Consider the following 24,494-nt stretch of genomic DNA (forward strand, 5'->3'; position numbering starts at 1 on the left):
GTAGATTATCCTATGTTAATTGTTTTTCATAGTCGCCGCGAAAGCGAGGCGGCTTCAGGAGCAAAGTGACTATCTTACGATTGCCCATTTTACTAATTTCGCCACTGGGTTTAACCATTTTGCGACCTTCTTACGATAGGTATGAGGGAATAATAAAAAGTTCTCCAAAGGAAAGATCAGTCCTTCTTCAATCAGTTTATGTTTGTTCTCCATCGATTTCAATTTATCCGGATTGAGGACTGAGTAAATTTTAGAAATTCCATCTTCATCTATAAGGAAACTTTGCAGATAAGCAGGTTGATCATTATAATAGCCGATCAATGTTTCTGCACCATTTACCATTCCAAAATAAAAATCCAAGGTGTGTTTGAGTTTATTACTTCCTGTTCGGATGAAGAAATGAGAAGCCCTTTCTTGACCAATGATCGGGATCCTGGCGGCATTTACTTTTCCTCCACCATCAGACCAAAGAACTATCTCCTCTTTTAAGAAAGGAACGAGCAATTCCGGTTTTCCTTTGGAAGAAGCGAGTAAAAAATCACGGAAGATCTTTTTCCTTTTTTCGGAAGGAGCATCATACTTTTTACGATCTGATTTGAGTGATTCTTTGGCTCGTTTTAGGATCTGCCTACAATTCTCCTGATTTTTTCCTACAACCTGGGAAATAGAGTCATAGCTCATTTCAAAACTTTCTCTGAGTAAGAATACTGCTCTTTCAATTGGATTCAGTTTTTCTAATAGATGTAAAAATGCCAAATCTAATGTTTCTGGATCAGGTTGTTCTTCCATAGGTTCCGGAGCCAATGGCTCCGGTAACCAAGGACCTATATAAGTTTCTCTTTTTCTTTTTGCTTTTCTTAAAGAGTCCAGGGAGAGTCTGGCTGCAACCGCGGATAAGAATGCTTTTGGAGATCTGATCTTTTCTTCTTTGGATTTTTCCCATCTCAGAAAAGTCTCCTGCACTATATCCTCGGCTTCTACCACACTCCCTGTCATCTTATAGGCGATCCCAAAGACCAAACCTTTGTTTTCTATAAATTGATCTAGTCTTTCTTGGGGATTCATTTTTCTGCCGTCGCTAATCTGTCATTTTGTTTGACTGAAGTTTTTTCTTTAGGTTGAGGGATCGCATAAAAATCGAAATATTTTTCAGCCTTAAATGAGAAGACTGTGAATTTACAGATAAGTTCTTTCACGAAGGCTCCCACTCTTCCAGTCCAAAATTTTTCCTTGGGACTATCATCATAGTTTAAGAATTGGAATAGTCCTTCTTTTCTTCCTAAACTTACACAACGTCCCACATATGCCAGTTCGAAAGGTTTTTGTCCTATTGCAGATTTACTTCCAATTAGGTTAGAGATCCTTTCCCCCATATAAATTCCCATCGGAAGAGCTGTAGCGCAGGCCATTCTTAAGTAAGAATATTCTTCACCAGGGATTTTTACTGCGTCTCCTGCTCCGATTATATTGGAATATTCAGGAACCTGCATGTACTCATTCAAATACACCTGACCTATCTTATTTGATTCCAGTCCTGAATTTTTTCCCAGATCAGAGGCGACGAGTCCTGCAGAGATTACGCAATAATCGTGAAGGACTTGGGTTCCACTAGAAGTTTTGATCTTATCTTCTAATAGATATTCTCCTCTTTCCCCTTCTATCAGATTTACTTTTAGGTTTTTCAGGACTTCTTTCATGTAGAGAACTGCATTTGAAGAGAAATTTTTCCCGATCTTATCCGAATCCAAAAGTGTTATTTTTGCAAAAGGATAATTTTCTGCGAGTTCAGTTGCTACTTCTATCCCTGAAAGTCCACCACCTAATACAGTAATTTTTGCATCAGAATGATTGATTAATTCTTTTCTCAATCGTTCCGAATCTTGGAAACTTGCCACCGAGAAATAATTTAACCCTTTGGTGCTTGGATCTCCCGCTCTCATTCCCGCAGTGTAACCTAGGTAATCGTATTCAAAGATGCTCCCATCATTTAAGAGTATTTTGTTCTCTTTTGGAAAAATTTTTTCGACTCTTTGGATGATCAGATTTACCTTCGAATTTAATAAATTTCGGATCTGGAAATCTTTTCCTTTGGTTCCTGCAATTACTTGGTGGTTTCTGATCTTTTCTCTAAAGATCGGTTCTGCAGTGATTAAGGTAATTTCTACCTCGGAATTTTTGCGTGCTAATCTGTTTGCCGCTGCGATTCCTGCGTAACCTCCACCAACGATTAATACCTTCTTCTTTGACATAGTTGCCTCCGGTTCTATAAGCAAGACGCATCTGGAGGATTGCTTGTGACATTGTTTGTAATTTTCTTTGAGAAGAGGTCTCAGGTGACTTTGGAATGGTTTTGATTAGGAGATTGACAGAGGCATTCTTTTGAGCATCCTGGATAAGGAACTATGAAGCGTATTTTTTTCCTGATCTTATTCTTGATTTCGATCTTAGGATTGATTGTATGTAAGGAAAAAAAGCCAATCCCTGAATTGGAAAGATTCGTTGTTAAAAGTGTAATTCATCCTAGTAATAACCCATTCAATCAAGAAAAAGTAGAGCTGGGTAAGACTCTTTATTTCGATTCCAGACTTTCTTTTAACCAAGATGTAAGTTGCGCAAGCTGCCATAATACAGCTTCTCCTTCCGAAGGTTTTCCTCGTACTAAAATCCATAATCCTGCTCCTTCTCTTACCAATGTCGCATTGTATAAGGATGTATTTAAGGATCCGGAAGCAAAAGAGTTAGAAGATCTTGTAAAAGATAAAGTTCATTCAAAATTATTATTCCAAAACGAAACAAAGCTTATCCAAAGGATTTCTTCTATCCAAGGGTATAAGGAACTTTTTGAAAGGGCTTACGGAGATCCTGAGATTTCAGGAGAAAGAATAGTTTTAGCACTTTCTACCTTCCAAAGAACTATCGTAAGTAAAAATTCAAGCTTCGATAAATTTGTGATGGGAGAAGAGACTGCACTCACTCCGGCACAGATCCGTGGTTGGGATGTTTTCCAGAACAAGGCAAAATGTATCCAATGTCACCAAGGCCCTAACTTCTCCGATTCTGAATTACATACAACTGGTCTCGCAGGTATCAAAGATAAGGTGAGAACTCCTACATTAAGAGATGTTACCAAAAAGAAAACATTCATGCATAATGGGATTTTTGGATCGATTGAAGATACTGTGAACCATTTCGCAGAAGGTGGTCATTCCAAGGCAGTCCATGATCCAATGTTAAGACCTGCTGAACTTTCAGATCAGGATAAAAAGGATTTAATTGAGTTCTTAAAAGCATTAGAAGGGGAGCCAATCCAATTGGAAATCCCTTCTATTCCAAAAGCTTAATAGATTGTATTAATTATTAGAAGGAGTAGCTTGTTGCGCTCGAGCTACTTCATTTTTGATGATCGTGTCTACGATCTCATCCACATTCACTCCGAACTTTTCGAAAACGGAATTTCTTGCTAGTTCGTAGCGAATGATATCCACGTTAAAATTGATCCTTGCTTGAGCCACTTGTAACTCAGCTTGGATTAAACCATCCAGAGCAGACTTAACTAATACTGCAGTAAATCTTCCCTGATTGAAACGTGCTTGGACACCTTTGTAAAACTTCTCCGCTTCTTCCTTACGAGTATTAGCGGTTTCTAAAAGATCCTGTCCTGCAACGATTGCATAATATCTATTATCCAATTCTTCTTTGATCAGAGTTCTTAATTCTGTTTCTTGTTTCGACAAGATATCCAGTTTAAGTTTTGCATCTCTGATATCGGTTTGGATCCCAGTATCGAATAGAGGGTAAGATAAAGCGAAGTTTAAAGTTTTTTCAGGATACTTAAAAGACATCATCCCAGTATCAGGATTTACATAGTTCGTTTGAGGATTTAAGAATGTTTGTCCTCTTGTAGAATAACTTCCTGTAATTTTTAAAGAAGGCATGTCTTCTGCATTTTTGATCTTCAGTTCTAATTCTGCGATCTGTCTTTGGCGGATCAAATTTTTCAGATCGATCCTATGATCTAATGCATATTGATAATCTTTAGTAGGGTTAATATCGTTTGGAACTTTTTCTTGAAGATCAGTGATCCCAGAAATTTTAGAACTTGGATCCACATTTAAAACCCGGATCAAATTTCTTTCTGCTTCTGATCTTGAAAGTTTTGCTCTTTCTAAACTATTTTCAGTTTGAGTGAGAGCACTATTCCATTGGTTGACCTCAAATCCCTCGGAGAGACCAAGATTACGTTTCCTAACAGTCAAATCCCTGATATTCTTAGTATTCTTTTCTAATCTATCGAAAGTTTCTACCTGAGAATCATAAACGCTTAAACTCCAATAATCTACCAGAGTTTTCACTACAAGTTGAGCGAGAATATTAACTAGCTCATCTCTACGAATGACTGCGTTTTGTTGTAATACTTTTTGTTTTTCCTTCTCCGTCTGGCCGAAGGAATACTTTAAAAGTTCCTGACCAAGAGTTACAGTCAATGCATCTGTGTATTGAGGAGGAGCAGCTAAATAAGAACCCACCGCACCTAGCCTTGCAGCAGCTGCCTGAGTCTCGAATGCGTCCGCGTCAAATCGAGTATGGCTAAGTTCTAAGCTAAAATAGGTCAGAGTCTGGAAGTTTTTTTGGATCCCTACGTTTACCCGATCGTTTGAGATCTTTGTTCCGGAGAGAACGTTATTATTATTCAGAGGAAGATTAGTTTTTGTTTTCGAAAAACCGCCGACCAGCGTCCATGCATATTGAGATAGATTTTTTAACTCGGCAGTATCCGCTTTCACGAATTCCATCCCAGCGTTTCTAACTGTGATATTATTCGCTAGGACATAATTGACCGCTTCTTTCAAAGTAAGTTTAAGAACTCTAGGCCTATTTTGAAGGGAAGGGTCTAACTCTTGGGCGAAGTGGGAGGTTGAAAAACCAAAAGCTCCGACAAGCAAGAGTCGCAGATAAAATTTCCTTAACGAAGGAATATTTGCAGGCCTAAGCATAATGTCGTTGGTCTTCCTACGGAGCATGGTTTTTGGTTCGGAAGAATTTGCCAAATCGAAAAATCTAAAGTAAAAGTCTAGACAGCTTAAAATCGATGAAAACTCCAGATAAAAAATTGAACCGACTCGCGTCTGAAAAAAGTCCTTATCTACTCCAACATTCTACTAATCCTGTAGACTGGTTTCCTTGGTCCGAAGAGGCGTTTGCAAAGGCAAAATCCGAGAATAAAATAATCTTCTTATCCATCGGTTACGCTACTTGTCATTGGTGCCATGTAATGGAGAAGGAATCGTTTGAGAATGAAACCACTGCAGAGGTTTTAAATAGAGATTACGTTTCCATTAAGGTGGACCGGGAAGAAAGACCAGACGTGGATCGGATCTATATGGATGCGTTACATGCCATGGGACAGCAGGGAGGCTGGCCTTTGAATATGTTTTTAACACCTGAAGGTAAACCGATTACAGGTGGGACTTATTTTCCTCCAGCTCCTAAATATGGCCGAAAAAGTTTCACAGACGTTTTGGGAATTTTAACCGGTTTATGGAAGGATAAAAAAGAAGAATTACTCGAGGCTTCCGAAGATCTAACCAAACATTTAAAAGAATCTGAGGAAACGAGAGCGCTTGCTGATACATCTGGGCTCCCATCTCCTGGACCGGAAGTATTCGAGAATGGTTTTTTATTATACGATCGATTGTACGATCCAGACTATGCAGGTTTCAAATCCAATTCCGTAAATAAATTTCCTCCCAGCATGGGACTCAGCTTTTTATTACGTTATCATAAATCTACAGGAGAACCAAAAGCTCTCGAAATGGTAGAAGAGACTCTTACTGCAATGAAAAAGGGTGGGATCTATGACCAGATCGGTGGGGGACTTTGTAGATATTCCACTGACCATCATTGGTTGGTCCCACATTTCGAGAAGATGTTGTACGATAACTCACTCTTCTTGGAAGCATTAGTAGAATGTTACCAGGCAGTTGGGGAAGAAAAATACAAAGCCTATGCCTACGATGTAATTGAATATCTTCATAGAGACATGAGATTACAAGGTGGCGGGATCGCAAGTGCAGAAGACGCAGATTCGGAAGGAGAAGAGGGCTTATTCTATCTTTGGACAAAAGAAGAAATAAGAGAAGTTTGTGGACAAGACTCTTCTCTCTTAGATGAATTTTGGAATATAACCGAAAAAGGAAATTTCGAAGAAAGAAATATTCTACACGAATCTTTTAGAATGAATTTCTCCAGGCTACATGGTTTGGAACCTTCCGAATTAGAAGAGATTGTTTCCAGGAACAGAAAGAAACTTTTAGAAAAACGTTCGAGTAGGATCAGGCCTCTTAGGGATGATAAAATCTTATTCTCTTGGAACTGTTTGTACATCAAGGCTCTAACAAAAGCTGCAATGGCATTTGGAGATGGGGATCTGCTACGAGAAGCCGAAGAAACATATAAGTTTTTAGAAAATAATCTGATCCGAGAAGATGGCCGATTACTCAGAAGATTTAGAGAAGGAGAAGCTAGATTTTTAGCATATAGCACTGATTATGCTGAGTTTGTTTTGGCTTCCTTGTATTTATTCCAAGCTGGAAAAGGATTCAGATATTTAGAGAATGCGATCCGATACACTGGAGAAGCAATCCGACTTTTCAGAAGTCCTTCCGGTGTATTTTTTGATTCAGGAATTGATGGAGAGACATTACTCAGAAGAACAGTAGATGGGTATGATGGAGTGGAGCCTTCTGCAAATAGTTCCTTTGCTACAGCATTTGTTTTACTTTCAAAATTAGGTGTAGTGGATTCGGAAAAATATCTGCAATATGCGGATTCAATCTTCTCCTATTTCAAACCGGAAATGGAAACATACCCAATGAATTATCCATACATGCTATCTGCATTATGGCTCAGAAAATCTCCAGGAAGAGAACTTGCAGTAGTATATTCTTCCCAGGAAGAATTATTACCTATCTGGAAGGGAGTTGGCTCTTTATTTTTACCCGAAACAGTGCTTGTATGGGCTAATGATAAGGAAGCAGAAGAGAATGGAGAAAAATTCTTACTTCTAAAGAACAGAAATTCTGGAGGAGGAGTGAAAGCTTACGTCTGCGTAGGATTTCACTGCGAACTTCCAGTATCAGACTGGTCTAGCTTAAGGGAAAAATTAATAGAAGATTAAGAGAGTTCTATTCTCTCTGCATCTCTCCAAAGCCTGTCTAGATTATAATATTCTCTTTTTTCAGGAGTCATGATATGGACTATAAATTCGCCGTAGTCCAATAAGGTCCAACCTGAAGAAGAGGATGTTCCTGTTTTATCAGTCTCTTTATGAGGTAGTTTAAAACCTTTTAATGCTTTTTTGATCTCTCTTGCTACTGCATTCGCTTGTACAGCAGAGTTCACAGTACAGATCAAAAAGAAACTTAAGTATGAATGCACTGATTCCAGGTTTAAAACCGCAATCTCTTCGCATTTTTTATCCTGCATGATCTTGTGGATAGTTTTCAGGATTTCCATTGTGTTTTCCGGGGTGTTTTTAGGAGAAGGACTCATATTTATTTTTTAGGCTCTATATCGGATCCAAGGAGAACTGTAGAATCGAGCCCTAGATCCTTTCTTAATACATGATATACTTTTGTTTTTTCTAATATGGAGGAAATTTTATCCGCCACTGCAGTATTCCCGGAACGATCTAATATGATCGTTTTTTTGATATCTTTGGTCCAGGCGTTATCAACGGAAAGGACTTTGATCCTTTTGTCTGCCAAAGTAGTTCTTACATCTTTTGCAAGACCAGCAACATCAGTTCCGTTCAGTACTTCTGTTCTCGCATATTCTCCATCTGTGAAAATTTCAGCAGATACATCTTTATGAAATTTTCGAATGGCTACTGATGCTCTGGCGGGATCCGCAGTTAAGAATAAACGTCTAGTTTTAGGATCTAATGCAGGCTCTCCGGGAAGTTCAGTAATCCCGAATGCAAGTCTATGAGAAGTAGCAAATTTTAAAAGGGTGTAAAAATCTTCTTTGGAAAAATCAGAATCTACTAAACTGAAAACCATCTCTGACCAAAATGAATTCAATAATTCTTTGTTTTCATACAAAGTTTCGTAAACAGACAAAACTGCACTTTCTTGTCTACTGATACGATCCAGATAATCTAAGGTTTCTTTTTTATCCATATAAGAAACGTAATCATACGCGTCTTCTCCTGAATAAGAATACAAACCAGGTTCTCTCACGTAAGAAGGAGAGATCCTGTTAGTACGATTATCCGTGTATAAATTCACGCCACCCAAGATATCTACTATCTTAATAAAAGAAGAAGCATTGATCTTTACCGTATAATTCGGCTTGGAACCTAAGATATCCTGGACTGCATCTTTTACCGCAGAAGTGGCCTTGGATTTTATTTGTTCTAAACTATCTTCCGGATCTTCGAATGTAGTGATCGGATGAAAGAAGAATAAGCCGACTCTTTCTTGAGAAGGGAAGATGGTGGCTAAAAATCCGAATTCATATACATCGTCGTTTCCTACAGCATGGAAAAGTATATGGATCGGTTTACCTGAACTGATCTTTTCGTCCAGGCCTGTTCTTCTAAAATTACGAAATAGGAAAAATAATAACGCCAAAAATAGAAAGCCTGCAGCGATCCATAATGGAATAAGATTAAAAGGTCGAATCGGTTTGTTAGGACTCAAGTCAAAGCCTCGGATTCCATTCAGAAAGAAAAAATAACCCTGTCAATTGGATAATTTTCCCAAGGCGAAATGATACATGGAGATGGTCCTTTTATGGATTTCTCTTTTATGATCCAAAAGGTCCTGCATGGTATGGACTGCCTTATTCAAAACGGCAGAGTATAGATTCTCCCTGGCCTTATTTCTCCATTCTGAATATTCCTTTTGTCTTTCTGCAAACTCAGAACCTAAAAAGTCGGCAGCATACAATATATAATCCAAAAGATTCAGATCGTCTCCACCTAATGTATGGTGTTTAACTGCATCTAAAACAGATCTTGTTTTTAAACCATATTCTGACTCCAGATAATAAGCAGCAGATCTGGAATGCCAAGCAGCTTCTGGAAGTTTAGAAGATTCAGAGTCTCCTAATTTTGCAAAAAGTTCCAAATGAAATTCTTTGGTCTTTTGTTTGGTGATATCATGGACCACACCGGCTAAATAAGCTTCCTTGGTTTCATTCGGAGAATGGATGTTTGCGAGTTCTTCTGCGATCTCGGCCACCCTAAGGCTATGCTCCCAACGGGTCTTAGTGATCTCATTTGGAACAATATCTTTAAAATATTTTATCTGTTCAGGGGTAGTGGTCGGAAGCATCTGTAAGTATGATTGGTCGTTTAAGTGTAAGATCTATTCTTAAGTATGATATCCCACACTTCATTCGATAATGCAATCGGTTTCCTATTATCCAAAATACATTTAGGAAGTTCTTCTCTTAAATCAACAGAAGCAGCTTCTATGATCCGATTTTGTAAAAATACGATCTTATTTTGGAATTTTTGCAGGTTTTCATTCGGGGGAATAGATTCTGAAAATCTTCTGAACACCAAAAGAGAATGTAACTTATCTAAAATATTTTCCCAGTTTTTCCATTTATGGAATTCTGAATAATTATCTTCTCCGATTAGAAGTGTAAGCACTGCATCCGGCTTTATATTCAGAAGTTCTAAAATAGTTGCTTCAGTATAACTGGGAGTTTCCCTTTTGATTTCCCAGTCCCAAACCTTTGTATTTGGAAAATTTTGGAATTGAGCCTGAACAAGATCTAAGATTAGTTCAGGAGAAGTTTTTTTATTCTGTTTCCAGGGAGATATATGATTCGGAATAATCAGAAGTTCTTGGGCATTTTGAAAATTCTCCCAAAAACTTTTGACCACTTCTACATGGCCTAGATGAGGAGGATCAAAACTCCCGCCAAAAACTCCGACCAAACCGGAAGAGTTCATTAAAGGTAGAAGGTCCCTTATCCTCGGACCTGTCCTTCTCCTTCCGCGTATGTTGTTGTAGTTGTAAGATGTACAAGACCCATCGGACCTCTTACATGCAATTTACCTGTTGAAATTCCAACTTCTGCTCCGAGTCCGAATTCTCCTCCATCATGAAAACGAGTAGAGATATTCACAAAGATTGCTGCGGAATCCAAGGAACGACTAAAAAAGTTCGCAGCACTTACATCCTCAGTTACAATTGCTTCCGTATGACCAGAGCTAGTCGCCTCTATGAATTCGATCGCTTCTTCTATTTTATCCACAGTTTTGACGGAAAATCTTAGATCTAAAAATTCTTCTAAGTAATCTTCTTCTTTAACAGGTTGGCCTTGAGGAAAAATTGCAAGAGATCTTGGATCTAAAAGAAGTTGTACACCTTTAGATGCAAGTCCTTCTAATAATTCTTTAATATAAGGATATTCGGAATGTATAATTAAGTTTTCTGCAGCATTACAAACTCCAGGTCTTTGAACCTTGGAATTTATCGCGATAGGTAAAACTTTTTTAGGATCTGCTGATTTATCTATATAAAGATTCACCACTCCCTTATCATGTTTTACCACAGGGATAAGAGAATTTTCAGAAACAAAGCGGATCAAACCTTCTCCGCCTCTTGGAACTACTATATCAATATAAGAAGTTTGTTTTAGGAAAGGGATCATATACTCTCTTTCCGTTCTATCTACGAAGGTAACTGCATTTGGAGGCAGACCTTCTTCTTTTAAACAATCTTGGAAAATTTTAGCAAGTATTGTATTGGAATGGATCGCTTCCGAACCGCCTCTCAAGATACATGCGTTCCCTGATTTGAAAGATAAAGCTCCCACATCAATAGTAACATTTGGTCTGGATTCGTAGATCACCATGACCACACCTAATGGAACTCTTTTTGTATTTAAGCGAACTCCGTTTGGAAGAGTAGTTCCTCTTACGGTTTCTCCTACTGGATCAGGAAGAGCCTTAATTTCTAAAACTGCGTTAGATAAACTTTGGATCCTTTTTTCATCCAGAGTCAATCTGTCCAAAAGTGCGGAAGATAATCCTTTTGATTTTCCCGCTTCTAGATCTTTTGCGTTCTCTTTTAAAATTTCGGATTTTCTGGAAACTAGTGCAGCAGCGAGCTTTTCCAAAACCTTATTCTTTTGGGAAGTAGGGATGGATCGAATTTGTCTGTAAGCATCTTTTGCAGATTTACAAAGTTCGTCTACATAGATAGATTCTGCGGATCTTTGGATCATTCCTGACCTCCGTTACGTTTGGCTCGGAGAATGGATTTAATTTCCTCCTCCGTAAAGTTTTTCTTCTTACCGTTAGAGACAACCAATGTCCCGAGTGTATTCGTTTCTATAAACTCACGCACGCAATTTTTAAGATTCCCGTCTATGATCCCGCAAGGAATTCCCGCCTCACTTGAGATAGAAGCTGCCTTGAGTTTTGTATACATTCCTCCGGTGCCCGGGCCACTTGGGCCTCCTGCTTGGGAAAGTTCGGATTTTCCTACTTCTTCCAAGAAAGGGAGAAGTTTTCCATCTTTTAGAAAACCTTCTACACCTGTGAGTATGATCAGAAGATCTGCTTCTACGATTAGACTTACGATAGCAGAAAGAACGTCGTTATCTCCGAATTTTACTTCTTCCGTGGCGACTGAATCGTTTTCGTTTACGATTGGTAGAATGCCCCAATCTAAAAGTTGTCGGAAAGTATTTTTCAGATTTTTAAATCCCTCCGGATTCTCCATATCGAGAACACCGAAAAGTATCTGAGCGATCGGAAGATTTACCTTAGAAAAAAAACTATCGTATAAGTTCACTAAGCGGTTTTGGCCCATTGCAGCCAGAGCTTGCTTTTCGGGGAGAGATTCTCCGGTTTCTTCTGAGTTTTGAAGTGTGGATAAAAGTTTTCTTCCTCTTGCGATTGCTCCAGAGGAAACTAAGATCACTTGTTTTCCAAGATCTCTTAGATGTCGTATGTCCGAAACCAGACTGAAAAGGAAATCATTCACTTCCTCTTCTGAGCCTGAAAGTCTTGCGGAACCTATCTTAATTACTATTTTATTTGATGTTTTGATTCTCTCGTTCAGATCATTTCTGTTCATCTGAATTTTCCCAGTGTTCTTCTTCGTTAAAATGTAATTCTTCCAATTCTTTTTGGAAAAAAGTGGAATCCATTACGGAAAGTAATTCTTCTAAATTGATTTCTTCTTGTGCGGAAATGGGGATCACCCTTCCCAAAGAAGAAACAGATTTGAGTAGTTCTTCCGTAAAACTCTGGTCTTCCCAGATATCTATTTTATTTAAAACGATCAAATGGGGTCGGTTTAGAAGTTCCGGGTTATAAGATCTTAATTCTGACTGAAGCATTCTGAAATCCTCTTGGATGTCCAATGCAGCGGCATCAAAAACGTATAATATACCTTTTACTCTTTCTATATGTCTTAAAAAAGAAAGTCCTAGGCCGATTCCTTTACTTGCACCTTCAATAATGCCGGGAATATCAGCCATGGTATAACGGTAAATATCTCCCTTTCTTTTAACCACACCTAGGTTAGGAGAAAGGGTAGTGAACGCATATCCTGCGATTTTAGGGTGAGCTTCTGTAATTTTAGAAAGTAGAGTAGACTTACCTGCATTAGGAAGTCCTACAATTCCAACATCCGCCAGAAGTTTGAGACTCAAGCGTAGATGTTTATATTCTCCATCTTCCCCAGGTTGAGAAAATTTAGGAGTTTGGTGAGTAGAAGATTTGAAATGGGTATTACCCTTTCCTCCTCTTCCTCCTTTGACAACTTGGAATTCTCCGTCGTCTTTTACGAAATCGTAAAGTAGTTCTCCACTTTCTTCGTCAAAGACTTGGGTTCCGAGTGGAACAAAAAGGATTAGATCTTCTCCTTTTTTACCGGATCTTTCGTTACCTTCTCCAGGAAATCCGTCCTGTGCTCTAAATCTTCTTTTAGTAAGATAACGATCTAGGGTAACCATGGAAAGGTTAGCGCGTATAATTATATTACCGCCAATTCCTCCGTCACCACCATCAGGCCCTCCGAATTCCACATACTTCTCTCTTCTGAAATGCATGGATCCGGCTCCACCATGTCCGGCGGTAACTTCGATCAATACTTCATCTAAAAACTTTTCCATGTTGAATAAGGGCCCTAAAATAAAAAAAGAAAGGCTCGAGGAAAAAATCCCCGGAAGGCCTTTCTTTTTCCACGCACTAAATCTGAGATCTAATGCTTATTTCGGGTAAACGGAAACTTGAACTTTAGTTTTAGAAACTTGTTCAAATTTAACGTGACCTTCGACGAGAGAGTAAAGTGTATGATCTTTACCTACACCAACGTTTCTTCCGGCGTTCAGTCTGGTTCCTCTTTGACGAACAAGAATATTGCCCGCTAAAACCAACTCTCCACCAAAACGTTTTACACCAAGACGTTTGGATTGGGAATCACGTCCGTTTTTGGATGAACCGCCACCTTTCTTATGTGCCATGTTTATTCTCCTATGAGTTCAATTTCTGAAGGATATTGTTCCTTCAAGTTGACTAATCCGCTTTTCACGAGATCAAAACTCGTATGAACAATCGGATCAGTCGTTTTTCCGGAGAGAATCTTGAAGTCCAAGAGTCCGTCTCCGATTACCGCTTCTTCTGCCAAACCTTCCTTGCTTAAGTGCAGGTAAAGAGTTTGGATAAGTACTCCGACAGCGGCGCAGAGAAGATTCTCTCCTTTGGATCCGTGCATCTTAGAAGCGTGCCCGGAAGATTCCAAACCTAGGATTTCTTCTCCTTTTCGGAGTATCTTAATCCGGATCAAACTGCCGAAAGAGAAACTACCTTAACTTTTTGCAGTTGTTGTCTATGTCCCCAGGTTCGCTGAGAGTTTTTACGTTTTTTGTAAACGTATCCTCTTACTTTTTCACCCTTTACATCTTCCAATACTTTCAGGGAGACTTTAGCGGATTTGAGTTCCGGAGATCCGATATGGACCTTATTATTTTCAGCGAATAGTAGAACCTTAGCATCGAAGGTATCACCAGCATTTTTACCGGTTTTTTCAGTCAGGAATTCAAGATCCTGAGTGACTTTGAATTGTCGATTGCCGACAGAGATGATAGCGAACATGATTACTGGCCTAGTTTTCTCGAGTTTTGACCAGTTTTGACTGGTCCGAGCCGGTGTCAAGGGTTTTGGGGTACGATTTGCAAGGAAGAAGATTGTCTTTCGCTAAAGCAGTTCCGTTATTCGGGTTTTAAATCTTGCTTAGATTTCCGGGAATCAGATCTAATAGTCTATACTAATATGAGATATCTTATCGCTAAGAAAAAAGATTTGGGAGACGGTTTTTTTGTAAGAAGGGTACTTCCACAAATCGAAGCCAGAAATGTGGGACCTTTTGTTTTTCTGGACCATATGGGTCCACTTCCCATTAAGACAGGGGCTGAAATTGTAGTTCGTCCTCATCCTCATATAGGTCTTGCAACAGTTACTTATCTTTATGACGGAGTGATCACTCACAGAGATAGCATAGGAAAGGTAGAGGATATCCGCCCCTTTGAAGTGAACTGGATGACTGCTGGTTCCGGAATCGTACATAGTGAAAGATCCAAATTAGATCCCGAATTTAATGTTTTGGAAGGTATCCAAACCTGGGTGGCATTACCCAAAGAATTCGAAGAAACTTCTCCTGAATTTTTCCATCATGAAAGAGAAGAATTACCAACAGTCAGTGGCGGAGGCTGGGAACTCAGACTGATCGCAGGTTCCTTCATGGGAGAAGTTTCTCCTGTTAAAGTATATTCTCCTTTATTCTATGCAGACCTGGAAGTTGAGGCTGGCGCAGAAGTAGAACTTCCAGTTCCAGCTGACCAAGAAGCAGGCATTTATGTTGCCAGAGGTAAGGCAGATGCAGAAGGAAAGATCGTTTCCATAGGAGATATGGCTATATATCCAAAAGGTGGAGCCGTAAAATTCAGAGCCGAAGAGACTTCCAGGATTGTACTTTTAGGTGGGGTTCCACTTTCTACTCCAAGGCATATGTATTGGAACTTTGTATCCAGTTCTTTGGAAAGAATTGAACAAGCAAAAGTGGATTGGAAAGAAGATCGATTTGCTCATGTGCCTGGGGAGACTGAAAGGATCCCATTGCCTGAACATTAAAAGTGCCGGATCGTTTAAAACCGGTTATTAATAGCGATTTGATGCGTTCTTTTTAATCTCTTTGAAAAGAATTTCCTAAAATTCCACCTTGTCACCCTGGCCCTTACGTAAATTTTGGTCATAGCATGGAAATCCGCAATATCGCCATTATCGCACACGTTGACCACGGTAAAACAACCCTTCTAGACGGTATTTTACGTCAAACCGGAGCAGTTACTGCCAAGGAAGACGGGGAAAGAATCATGGATAGTAATGATCTCGAAAAAGAAAAAGGGATCACTATCAAAGCCAAAAACACTGCAGTTGTTTATAAAGGCACACGTATCAACGTAGTAGATACTCCTGGTCACGCGGACTTTGGAGGAGAGGTTGAGCGAGTACTTTCCACAGCGGATTCCTGTCTTCTTCTCGTAGACGCATTCGACGGGCCCATGCCTCAAACCAGATTCGTACTCGGAAAGTCCTTACAATTAGGACATAAACCTATCTTAGTTATCAACAAGATCGACCGTGACGGAGCTCGCCCTGACGCTGTAGTCGATATGGTTTTTGATTTGTTCAGCGATTTGGGAGCAACAAACGAACAATTGGATTTTCCAATTGTATATGCTTCTGCAAAACAAGGTTGGGCAGTCAGCAAATTAGAAGATGCTCCTAGCACAAATTTGGATGCATTACTTGATACTGTACTTTCTCATGTGCCTCCTGTAAAAGCGAATATAGAGGCTCCTCTACAATTCCAAGTTACTTCTTTGGATTATAATGATTACGTAGGTCGTATTGCGATCGGTAAGATTTATAACGGAAAACTGCAAAGAGGGATGAATGTAATCCAACTTTCCCCTAAGGCAAACGGTAGGGACGAAACCCAAGTTTTAAAAATTACTAAACTTTATAATTTCGAAGGGCTCAAAAGAAACGAGATCGAAGAAGCAGAAGCAGGAGATATCGTTTCTATCGCAGGATTGCCTGATGTATTTATCGGAGATACAGTTTGCGAACCTGGAAAGCCGGCGCCAATGCCTGCGATCGAGGTAGAAGAACCTACCGTATCCATGTATTTTATGGTAAACAATTCTCCTTTTGCGAGTAAGGAAGGTAAGTTCGTAACTACCCGAAATATCCGCGAACGTCTGGACAGAGAATTAGAAACAAACGTAGCAATGCGTTTGGAAGAAACTGAAGATAAAGACCGTTTCAAAGTTTTAGGTCGTGGTGAATTACATCTTTCCGTATTGATCGAAACAATGAGAAGAGAAGGTTTCGAACTACAAGTTTCCCGCCCTGAAGTGATCATCAAGAAGGGAGAAAACGGAGAAAAACTGGAGCCTTATGAGTATCTTGTAATGGATCTACCAGACCAATTCACTGGAAGTATTATTTCAGAGTTAAACCGTAGAAAAGGAGAGCTTCAGTTGATGGACGCTCATCCATCCGGAATGACCAGAGTAGAATTCGTAATCCCTACCAGAGGTATTATCGGATTCAGAGGTTACTTCGTAACTGAGACTAAAGGTGAGGGAGTCGCATCCAGCCGATTCTTGAGATTCGACGCCTATAAGGGAGAAATTCCTGGAAGAAAGAACGGCGCACTTATCTCCATGGACTCCGGAGAAACTACTGGATATGCACTTTGGAAAATCCAGGAAAGGGGAGAGTTATTAATCGATCCTCAAACTGCTGTATATCCTGGAATGATCATAGGTATCCACTCCAGAGACAATGACCTGGAAGTGAACCCTGTAAAAGAGAAAAAGCTTACTAACGTAAGATCTTCTGGAGCAGACGAAGCGATTAGACTTGTCCCTCCTCGTAAGTTCAGCCTTGAGCAGAATATTGAATTCTTGGACGATGATGAACTTTTGGAAGTAACTCCTCAAAGCATGCGTCTTCGTAAAAGACATTTGGATGCAAACGCAAGAAAGCGCGCAGCCAAATAATCAGTTTCGAAAAGCTATTTAAAGAAGAAGGCTCGCAATCGCGGGCCTTTTTTGTGCCTTCTTCATGGAGCGAGTTCTTCTTTTCTATGATTGTATCAATCGCTACACAAATTCTGTTATACCAAATGGTGTAAAACATATTAGGATTTTAGAATATTCTTCTTATTTATTTTTGATTGAACGATCGATTTAAGATTATTTTTTCACTTACACTTATAAATCTCTTATTTTCTCAATTGACAATTTAACACTGTTCTATAATCACCTTTGTGAGCTTGCGTTGGTAATTAACGAACGGGAGTTCAAATAGCGAACGTTCGAAATTAAATATTTAAATCGATTGTTTGTTATATATAAAAAGAACTCCTTCCTAAAGAGGCAAAGCCCAGGGAAGTGAGATCCGTAGAGAGAATAGTTTAAAAGAAGAGGGTTAAGGAGAATGTTAAAAAGAGCAAAGTTAATGGTAGCTGGGGTTCTATTCCTAGCAGCAGGAGCAGTGAGCGCGTCTGGTGGAGGATCTTCAAGTAAGCCTCTAGCTGGAGCTTATCCAATCGTATTGACTCATGGTATTTTCGGTTGGGGTAAATCTACTGGTATTGTTGATTATTGGGGCGGAAACGCGGCATATCTTCAATCTCAAGGAGCCACTGTTCTTACTCCTACTGTAACCGCTACAAACTCTTCTGCAGCAAGAGCAGCTCAGTTAAAAACAGCAATCCAAACTGCAATGGCAGCAAATAACTATACTGGAAAAGTTCATATCCTTGGACATTCCCAAGGTGGATTGGACGCTCGTTATCTTGTATCAAATCTTAGTTTTGCAAGTAAAGTCGCAACTCTCACCACAATCAACACTCCTCACAAAGGAAGTCCGGTTGCAAGCGTGATAGAAGCTGTGATCCCGAGTTGGGCGCTTCCTTATGTAGGAACAGTAGTAAATACTTTGGTGGGAGTTGTTTACGGACAATCTAGCCAAAATGCAGTTGCTGCATTAAAACTTCTGACTGTAAGCGGCGCTACTTCATTTAATGCAAGTGTTCCGAATGCATCCGGAGTTAAGTATTTCTCTTATGGGTCTTATATGATCGGTAATGATCTTATCCAACACCCTGCAATGGGACTTCTTGCACCTATCTGTTCCATTGGAGCGCCTTTCTATGGAATGAGCGTATGGAATGACGGTGTTGTTCCTGATGATTCTCAAAGATGGGGAACCTGGAAAGGTGGTCCTTCTTACGGAATTCTTACTACAGGTGTTGACCACTTAGAGGCAACCAATGCATTATACCTCGGACAAGCTTGGTATGATACTAATGGTTATTACTTAAAAATGGCTTCCAACGCAAAAAGTAATCAATAAGAAGCCAGTTTCGATCTCGTAAAATAGGATGCGCCTCCATTTGGAGGCGTTTTTTTTATTCTATAAATAGTAAGTGTGCTTATTAGTGCTTGCATGATATGTGCACTTATTATATAAGGAATCCAGATAGTAAGCATACTTACTATCTGGAGGAATGAAATGTGGAAGTATGAGTACAATACAACAGTAAAGGGAATCGATGCGAAATCACTTTGGGAAGCCAGATCGGACGTTTCCAATTGGTCCAAATGGGATTCTGACATTGAATGGACCAAGATAGAAGGAGAAGTTTCCGTAGGCAAAGAATTCGTCCTGAAGCCTAAGGGAGGATTTGCTTGTAAGGTTTTGATCACCGAATCGGAGAAACCATTCGTATTTGGGGACGTGACCAGTCTCCCTGGAGCCAAAATGAAATTTATACATTTCTTTAAGCCCAGCAAAGAAGGAACAGATATCAAAGTAGAGCTGAGCATCTCTGGGCCTTTAGGATTTCTCTGGAGAAAAATACTGGGAGAAGAGCAGGCCAAAGGAATGGAAGAAGAGATCCGTAAATTTTCCGAATTAGTTAGGAAAGAAATCGGATGAGCCCTAAATATTGGATCGTTGTCGCTTCCAAGGAGCATTCCCTTTTGGGAATGTCCCAAGGAATTGTGCAGGCCTGCCATGGAAAGAAGGCTCCTCTTGCCAGAATGAAAAAGGGAGATTGGGTTTTAGTATATTCTTCTAAAGAGATATTTGGCTCTAAAACTCCCTGTCGTAAATTCACTTCTATCGGACAGATAGAAGACGATTCAGTTTATCCATTTCAGATGAGCCCTGACTTCTGTCCTTTCCGTAGGAATGTGAAATATTTTCCTGTACAAGAAGCGGATATTTTTCCTTTGATAGATTCTCTGGAATTTATTCAAAATAAAAAGTCCTGGGGTTTTCCGTTTCGTTTTGGATTTTTGGAAATTGGGCCTGAGGATTTCGGGCTGATTTCGGAGAGGATGGGTTTAAGTGTCCAAGGAAAAAGTATTTAGATACGATAAATCCGACGATAGTCCTGGATTTTTATTATGGCAGGTCACCAATCTTTGGCAAAGAGAGATCCGAAAGGTTTTGGAGCCTTTGGATCTTACCCATGCTCAATTTGTTTTGTTGGCAGTTACTCATTGGTTGGAACTCCACGAAGAAGAGACTACTCAGATCAAAATTGCGGATAGGGCTAAAACGGATCCTATGACTACCTCTACCGTGCTAAGAACTCTTGAATCTAAAAAGTTAGTGAAACGTATCTCTCATGAGACTGATACACGTGCAAAATTAGTGAAAACTACTTCAGAAGGTCAGAAGGTTCTAAAACAGGCTGTCAAGGTTGTGGAAGATTTTGATGAGGATTTCTTTTCTATTTTAGGTGGAAAAAGAAAAGATATGGTTAATGGACTACAGATACTTTCCAGGAAATAATAGAAAAGGTTTGGAGAGCCTTTCCAAAATGGTTCAGGCTCTTTGACTTTGCGAGTGAGTTACTCTTTGTTTTTAAGTTTTTCTAATTCCCGGATCAGTTCTTCTTTGGAAACATTCGGGTCTTGTTTTAATCTTCGGATGAGTTCGTCAGTGCTCTCTTTTTGAGAAATCGTTTTAGTATCCACAGCCCCATCTAAAATTACAGAAGAGAAGTTTTGGATCTTAGGAGGAGAAATCCCTGGTTTTATTTTATTTAATTCTACCACGGCTACATGTTCGAATACCTCTTGTACCTGGCCTGGGAATTCAGCGATCTTGATTGGAGTTCCTACGGTTACATTATCTGTTGTGGAAAATAATGCGAAGAAGTTTTGTTTTCCTTCTGTCTGAGGAAATGCTTCTGCATCTAAAGTAAATAATACTACTCCAGCAACTTCGTTATCTATTGTTTTCCTAAATTTTCCAAGGTTGATGGAGATCCTACCTAAGAGTGGATTTCCTATCCTTCGGTAGACGTCTCTGTTTGAAAATACGATGGAACTTTTGTCCTGGGAAAGTTCAGCGGATCTTCCGGTTCCTTCTCCTATTAATTTGTTAAAATCTTTTACCTTCATAAATGGTCCGAAGGAACGGACTGCCCAACTTTTAGGATCTTGATTATTATGGCCGTGATAATTGCGATGAAACTCTTTGACATTCGTTTCAAAAAATAAAAGTTCTCTATCGCTAGTCTGAAGTTTTCCTGATTTAACTTTTAACTCTTCTCTATTTTCGCTCACGCTAAATTGGAGTCTAGTTAATATTTGATGGTTAAATTCCATCTCTCCTTTTGCGGTACGTCGGATCCAAAGAGTTTGTATTTTGATTTTTCCGTTTTCGAACCATTCTTTGGATCTTTCATTCACATAAAATCCTGCCAGTTCAGGAATTGCAGGAGTGGGTTTACCTCTTAAACTATCTCCGCAATTGATGAGTATACCAAACAGGGTTAAGAGAATTACAGATATTTTGAAACGGTTTCGAAACATTTGAATTACGTTAGTTTCCTACTGAAAAGGGTAAAGAAAAAAAAGGAAATTCATATTATCTTGACAAAGTTGTCGTTTTCATAGATCAATGAGCGATAAAAACAATGGACTCTGAGCCGACAGCTTTTCGATTTCAATATTTACTTTCTATAATTTTCTGTATCTTCTTAGTTTCTTGCTCATCTCCGGATGCACCAGTCGCTCAAAAAGGCATCTTAGATTTAACCCATTGGGATTATAGATCCACTCCAACTTTTAATTTGCAGGGAGATTGGTCTTTTTTTCCGAATACTTTCCAGCCTGACCCTAATTCAGAAAAATCTCCAGAGTTTCGTAAAATTCCTGGTGTTTGGCCAGGGGCCGGTTATGCACTTCTTAAATTAAAAATACTTCTTCCTGAGAAGCATGGACGTTTAGCGATCTATTCTAAACACCAGGCGACCGCTTTTGAAATTTTGATCAATGGAGTTTCTGCAGGTAGTTCAGGAGAACCTGGAACTACCTTCGAGACGAGTGCTCCGGACAATAGGCCTGTCTATTATGAATGGGACGAATCCTCTAAAGAAGTGGATATTAGTTTCAAAATTTCTAATTTTCATCATAGGTTAACTGGGCTTTGGTTCGATATCCGTTTCGGGGATGCGAGGACACTTTATAAGGAAACTTTAATACTCAGGGACTGGGATCTTTTTCTGTCCGGGCTTTTTTTCATGTCCACCCTTTACCATCTTGGACTTTTCTTCTTGAGAAGACAGGACCGCACTCCTTTGGTATTTGCTTTATTCTGTTTTTGTTTATTTCTCCGTATATTCGTGACTGAGGAAAAACTGATCCAATTCTATTTTCCTTGGGCAGATTATCCACTTTCCATGAACTTGGAATATTTAACTATGTATGCGGCCTTGCCTCTAGGGCTTCATTTCGTCCGACATTCCTTTCCGGCATATTTTCCTAGAAAATGGATGTTATTATTCTATCTGATCTCATTTATATTTTCTTTAAGTACACTTTTTCCTTTTCCGATTCCTTCTCGGCCAATCCCTTATTTTCAATTCGTATTCTTGGGTGGTGTAGTATTTGCAATTATTGTACTTTTTAGGGCGATTATTCACAGAGAACAATATTCTCTTTCGATAGGATTTGCGATCTTCGCTTTGATTGTTGCAGGGATTTTCGATATGCTTGCTGCAAGACAGATCATATTTGCAAGGTTTATTATCCCGATCGGACTGTTTGTAGCAATTCTCACCCAGACATTCATTTTATCTTCCAGATATAGAGATCTATATAGTGAGAAGGAAAAACTTTCAGATCGCCTACAACGTTTGAACGAAACTTACAGTAGATTTGTACCAATCAGCTTTTTGGAATTTTTAGGAAAAGGAAATCTGGAGGATATGAGGCCTGGAGATCAGATCAGAAAGGAGATGACCATCCTGTTTGCGGATATCAGATCTTTTACTGAAATTTCGGAAAGCCTAGATTCCAAAGAAAGTTTTGAATTACTGAATTCTTATATTTCAGAGATGGAACCGCTTATTCATTCTAATCATGGTTTTGTGGATAAGTATTTTGGGGATGCAATTATGGCTCTCTTTCCTGAAAGTTCTGACGATGCGGTAAATGCCGCAATCTCCATGCAAAATCGTATTTTAGATTATAACCAAAGAAGAATGGACCAAGGAAATCGTGCGATCGGAGTTGGTATCGGAATACATACAGGTTCTTTGATGATGGGGCTTGTCGGTTCAGGAGATCGTATGGAGAGTACTGTGATCTCTGATGCAGTTCATCTTGCTTCTAAGTTGGAAACATTGAATAAATATTATGGATCTAGCATATTAATTAGCGAAGATACTTATTTAAAACTTAAATCTCCTGAAAAATTTTTGCTTCGTAAATTGGATAAGCTTAAGTTCAGAGGGAAAAAAGAACATAGAGCAATTTATGAACTTGGAGATCATTTAACTAAAACCGAAAAAGAAGCATTCCTGAAGTCTAAAAGTAATTTTGAAAGGGGAGTGGAATTGTTTTATTACGGAAAATATTTAGATTCAGGTGAATCTTTTAGAGAGGCTTTGAGAATTTATTCCGGAGATAGGGCTGCGAACCTATACTTAAAACGTTGCACGGAGCAAATTTATTCTTCTACTGTAAAAGTGCAGCCCGGTCCGGATCTAGCTTAAATTTTTGGATCATTCTCCATTTAAGAATAAAGTTTCTTCCACATCTTCTTGTGAATCTTCGGAAGTTGAATCTAAGGATTTACGGACTTTGGCTCCTAATTTGCGAATATTTTCCGCTCTTCCTAAAAGATTTCCTCTACCGGATTTTAATTTTCCGAGCACTGCATCATAGTTGTCTTTAGATTTATCTAAAGATTTTCCTAATACTTCCAAAGCTGTGACGATCTCTACGATCTTGTCATACATCTTTCCTGATTCTTCAGCTATCTGTTCCGAGTTTTTGTTTTGTTTTTCCTTTCTCCAAAGATTGGCCACCATCTTTAAGGAAACCATCAAGGTAGAAGGAGTAACTATCAGAATGTTTTTAGCGTAAGCTTCTTCTAAAAATTTAGGATCTGTACGAACTGCTTCATAATAAGAAGGTTCTACTGGAAGGAACATCAACACAAAGTCCAGTGATTCTATTCCATAGAGTGACTGGTAATTTTTCTTGTATAAGCCTGAGACATGCTCGTATAAACTTTTGAGATGCCTTTGTAGCGCTGCTTTTTTTACATCTTCTGTTTCTGCAGAAGCATATTCCACGTAAGCAGTTAAGGAAACTTTTGAGTCTATTACGATTGATTTTCCAGAAGGAAGTTTGACTACTATATCCGGTCTCAGTCTTCCATCTTCTGTTTGTACGGATTCCTGAGCAGTATATTCTCTTCCTTTAACTAAGCCGCTATTTTGAAGAATGTTTTCTAGGATCCCTTCTCCCCAATCCCCTTGAGTTTTGGAGTTTCCTTTCAGAGCGGAAGCCAAACTTTTAGCGTCTTCTGAAAGTGTTTTATTCATTTCTAATAGATTATTGATTTGAGCCTTTAAGTTTGCCGTATCATCCTTATGCTCTTTATGAGAAAGTTCAACTTTAACTCCGAATTTTTCTATTTCTTCCTTAAATGGACGAAGTAGATCATTCATCTTTTCGTGAGTTTGCTGGTTGAATTTTTGGGAATTGTCCAATAGAGCTTGGTTAGCTGCATGTTTGAACTTTTCGTCCAACTTGGACATGAGTTCTTCGAATTCTTTCTTTTGGTTCTCTAATCTTTCTTTCAAAAGATCAGATTCTTTTTTCATGGCTTGGTAATAGCCGATTGCTTTTTCTGTTTTTTCAGAATTCTCTTTAAACTCTTTTTCTAGCTGAAGGATCCTTTCTTTGGATCTTTGTTCAGAGGTGAGAAGTCCCGCTCTTTCTAATTTTAACTTTTCGTGTTCATTCGGATTGATCCCAGACTCTTTTGAATAGAGTGCTTTTGCCAAGAAGAAGGCGAGGCCAAAGCCGATGAGAAGACCGGTGAGTAATACGATTGCAAATTCCATTTTGAC

At 39.1% G+C, this 24,494-nt stretch carries 24 protein-coding genes; 9 read left to right on the plus strand and 15 right to left on the minus strand.

Going from position 1 to position 24,494, the window contains the following annotated elements; genetic code table 11:
* Positions 1-69: 69 nt before the first annotated feature.
* Both sigJ and CH362_RS10940 read right to left on the minus strand, forming a co-directional pair.
* On the minus strand, positions 70-1,065 hold the full coding sequence (gene sigJ, locus CH362_RS10935) for an RNA polymerase sigma factor SigJ (RefSeq protein ID WP_100710389.1): 996 nt from the start codon (positions 1,063-1,065) through the stop codon (positions 70-72).
* Complete coding sequence (locus tag CH362_RS10940; RefSeq protein WP_100710390.1) at positions 1,062-2,249, minus strand: NAD(P)/FAD-dependent oxidoreductase; 1,188 nt, start codon at positions 2,247-2,249, stop codon at positions 1,062-1,064. The genes sigJ and CH362_RS10940 overlap by 4 nt, the downstream gene beginning before the upstream one ends.
* A 153-nt stretch (positions 2,250-2,402) precedes the next feature.
* On the opposite strand from CH362_RS10940, the gene CH362_RS10945 reads away from it, so the two are divergent.
* Positions 2,403-3,341: a cytochrome-c peroxidase gene (locus CH362_RS10945; protein WP_100710391.1), complete on the plus strand. Its 939-nt coding sequence runs from the start codon at positions 2,403-2,405 to the stop codon at positions 3,339-3,341.
* Between the two features lie 9 nt (positions 3,342-3,350).
* Here CH362_RS10945 and CH362_RS10950 read toward each other — a convergent pair whose 3' ends face one another.
* Positions 3,351-4,994: a TolC family protein gene (locus tag CH362_RS10950; RefSeq protein WP_100710392.1), complete on the minus strand. Its 1,644-nt coding sequence runs from the start codon at positions 4,992-4,994 to the stop codon at positions 3,351-3,353.
* Positions 4,995-5,089: 95 nt separating this feature from the next.
* Between CH362_RS10950 and CH362_RS10955 the strand changes: the two genes are divergently transcribed.
* Positions 5,090-7,177 carry a thioredoxin domain-containing protein gene (locus CH362_RS10955; RefSeq protein WP_100710393.1) on the plus strand — a complete coding sequence of 696 codons (2,088 nt, stop codon included), beginning with the start codon at positions 5,090-5,092 and terminating at the stop codon, positions 7,175-7,177.
* Here the strand turns inward: CH362_RS10955 and rsfS are convergent.
* The 10 genes from rsfS to rplU form a co-directional block, all read right to left on the minus strand.
* Positions 7,174-7,551: a ribosome silencing factor gene (rsfS, locus tag CH362_RS10960; RefSeq protein ID WP_100710394.1), complete on the minus strand. Its 378-nt coding sequence runs from the start codon at positions 7,549-7,551 to the stop codon at positions 7,174-7,176. The genes CH362_RS10955 and rsfS overlap by 4 nt on opposite strands.
* A 2-nt stretch (positions 7,552-7,553) precedes the next feature.
* Positions 7,554-8,702, minus strand: a complete 1,149-nt coding sequence (locus CH362_RS10965; protein WP_100710395.1) for an LCP family protein — start codon at positions 8,700-8,702, stop codon at positions 7,554-7,556.
* A gap of 42 nt (positions 8,703-8,744) precedes the next feature.
* Complete coding sequence (yqeK, locus tag CH362_RS10970) at positions 8,745-9,338, minus strand: bis(5'-nucleosyl)-tetraphosphatase (symmetrical) YqeK (RefSeq protein WP_100710396.1); 594 nt, start codon at positions 9,336-9,338, stop codon at positions 8,745-8,747.
* A gap of 20 nt (positions 9,339-9,358) precedes the next feature.
* A complete protein-coding gene (locus tag CH362_RS10975) occupies positions 9,359-9,967 on the minus strand; it encodes a nicotinate-nicotinamide nucleotide adenylyltransferase (protein WP_100710397.1) in 609 nt (202 codons plus the stop codon).
* Positions 9,968-9,984: 17 nt separating this feature from the next.
* Positions 9,985-11,247: a glutamate-5-semialdehyde dehydrogenase gene (locus CH362_RS10980; protein ID WP_100710398.1), complete on the minus strand. Its 1,263-nt coding sequence runs from the start codon at positions 11,245-11,247 to the stop codon at positions 9,985-9,987.
* Positions 11,244-12,110, minus strand: a complete 867-nt coding sequence (gene proB, locus CH362_RS10985) for a glutamate 5-kinase (RefSeq protein ID WP_208859582.1) — start codon at positions 12,108-12,110, stop codon at positions 11,244-11,246. The genes CH362_RS10980 and proB overlap by 4 nt, the downstream gene beginning before the upstream one ends.
* The gene (gene obgE / locus CH362_RS10990; RefSeq protein ID WP_100710400.1) at positions 12,091-13,146 is read right to left on the minus strand and encodes a GTPase ObgE; all 1,056 of its coding nucleotides are present in this window, start codon (positions 13,144-13,146) and stop codon (positions 12,091-12,093) included. The genes proB and obgE overlap by 20 nt, the downstream gene beginning before the upstream one ends.
* Before the next feature lie 96 nt (positions 13,147-13,242).
* A complete protein-coding gene (gene rpmA, locus CH362_RS10995; protein ID WP_100710401.1) occupies positions 13,243-13,497 on the minus strand; it encodes a 50S ribosomal protein L27 in 255 nt (84 codons plus the stop codon).
* A gap of 2 nt (positions 13,498-13,499) precedes the next feature.
* Entirely contained in the window at positions 13,500-13,820 is a 321-nt protein-coding gene (locus CH362_RS11000) for a ribosomal-processing cysteine protease Prp (protein WP_100710402.1), read from the minus strand.
* A complete protein-coding gene (gene rplU, locus CH362_RS11005; protein ID WP_008593635.1) occupies positions 13,817-14,128 on the minus strand; it encodes a 50S ribosomal protein L21 in 312 nt (103 codons plus the stop codon). Before rplU ends, CH362_RS11000 begins: the two co-directional genes overlap by 4 nt.
* Positions 14,129-14,305: 177 nt before the next feature.
* Here rplU and CH362_RS11010 point away from each other — a divergent pair, with 177 nt between their 5' ends.
* The 6 genes from CH362_RS11010 to CH362_RS11035 all read left to right on the plus strand — a co-directional run bounded on the left by CH362_RS11010 (position 14,306) and on the right by CH362_RS11035 (position 19,912).
* Positions 14,306-15,163 (plus strand): pirin family protein, encoded by an 858-nt coding sequence (locus CH362_RS11010; protein ID WP_100710403.1) that lies wholly within the window; start codon positions 14,306-14,308, stop codon positions 15,161-15,163.
* Between the two features lie 125 nt (positions 15,164-15,288).
* On the plus strand, positions 15,289-17,103 hold the full coding sequence (typA, locus tag CH362_RS11015) for a translational GTPase TypA (RefSeq protein WP_100710404.1): 1,815 nt from the start codon (positions 15,289-15,291) through the stop codon (positions 17,101-17,103).
* A 439-nt stretch (positions 17,104-17,542) separates the two neighbouring features.
* On the plus strand, positions 17,543-18,463 hold the full coding sequence (locus CH362_RS11020; protein ID WP_100710405.1) for an esterase/lipase family protein: 921 nt from the start codon (positions 17,543-17,545) through the stop codon (positions 18,461-18,463).
* A 159-nt stretch (positions 18,464-18,622) separates the two neighbouring features.
* Entirely contained in the window at positions 18,623-19,048 is a 426-nt protein-coding gene (locus CH362_RS11025) for an SRPBCC family protein (protein WP_100710406.1), read from the plus strand.
* On the plus strand, positions 19,045-19,485 hold the full coding sequence (locus tag CH362_RS11030; RefSeq protein ID WP_100710407.1) for an EVE domain-containing protein: 441 nt from the start codon (positions 19,045-19,047) through the stop codon (positions 19,483-19,485). Before CH362_RS11025 ends, CH362_RS11030 begins: the two co-directional genes overlap by 4 nt.
* The gene (locus CH362_RS11035; protein ID WP_100710408.1) at positions 19,463-19,912 is read left to right on the plus strand and encodes a MarR family winged helix-turn-helix transcriptional regulator; all 450 of its coding nucleotides are present in this window, start codon (positions 19,463-19,465) and stop codon (positions 19,910-19,912) included. The genes CH362_RS11030 and CH362_RS11035 overlap by 23 nt, the downstream gene beginning before the upstream one ends.
* A gap of 59 nt (positions 19,913-19,971) precedes the next feature.
* Here CH362_RS11035 and CH362_RS11040 read toward each other — a convergent pair whose 3' ends face one another.
* Positions 19,972-20,940, minus strand: a complete 969-nt coding sequence (locus tag CH362_RS11040) for an LIC12353 family lipoprotein (protein ID WP_100710409.1) — start codon at positions 20,938-20,940, stop codon at positions 19,972-19,974.
* 104 nt (positions 20,941-21,044) lie between these two features.
* Here CH362_RS11040 and CH362_RS11045 point away from each other — a divergent pair, with 104 nt between their 5' ends.
* Positions 21,045-23,126: an adenylate/guanylate cyclase domain-containing protein gene (locus tag CH362_RS11045; protein ID WP_100710410.1), complete on the plus strand. Its 2,082-nt coding sequence runs from the start codon at positions 21,045-21,047 to the stop codon at positions 23,124-23,126.
* A gap of 9 nt (positions 23,127-23,135) precedes the next feature.
* Here the strand turns inward: CH362_RS11045 and CH362_RS11050 are convergent, their stop codons facing one another.
* Positions 23,136-24,488 carry a DNA recombination protein RmuC gene (locus CH362_RS11050; protein ID WP_100710411.1) on the minus strand — a complete coding sequence of 451 codons (1,353 nt, stop codon included), beginning with the start codon at positions 24,486-24,488 and terminating at the stop codon, positions 23,136-23,138.
* Positions 24,489-24,494 lie beyond the last annotated feature (6 nt).

The sequence above is a fragment of the Leptospira saintgironsiae genome (genome assembly GCF_002811765.1).
Lineage (GTDB): Bacteria > Spirochaetota > Leptospiria > Leptospirales > Leptospiraceae > Leptospira_B > Leptospira_B saintgironsiae.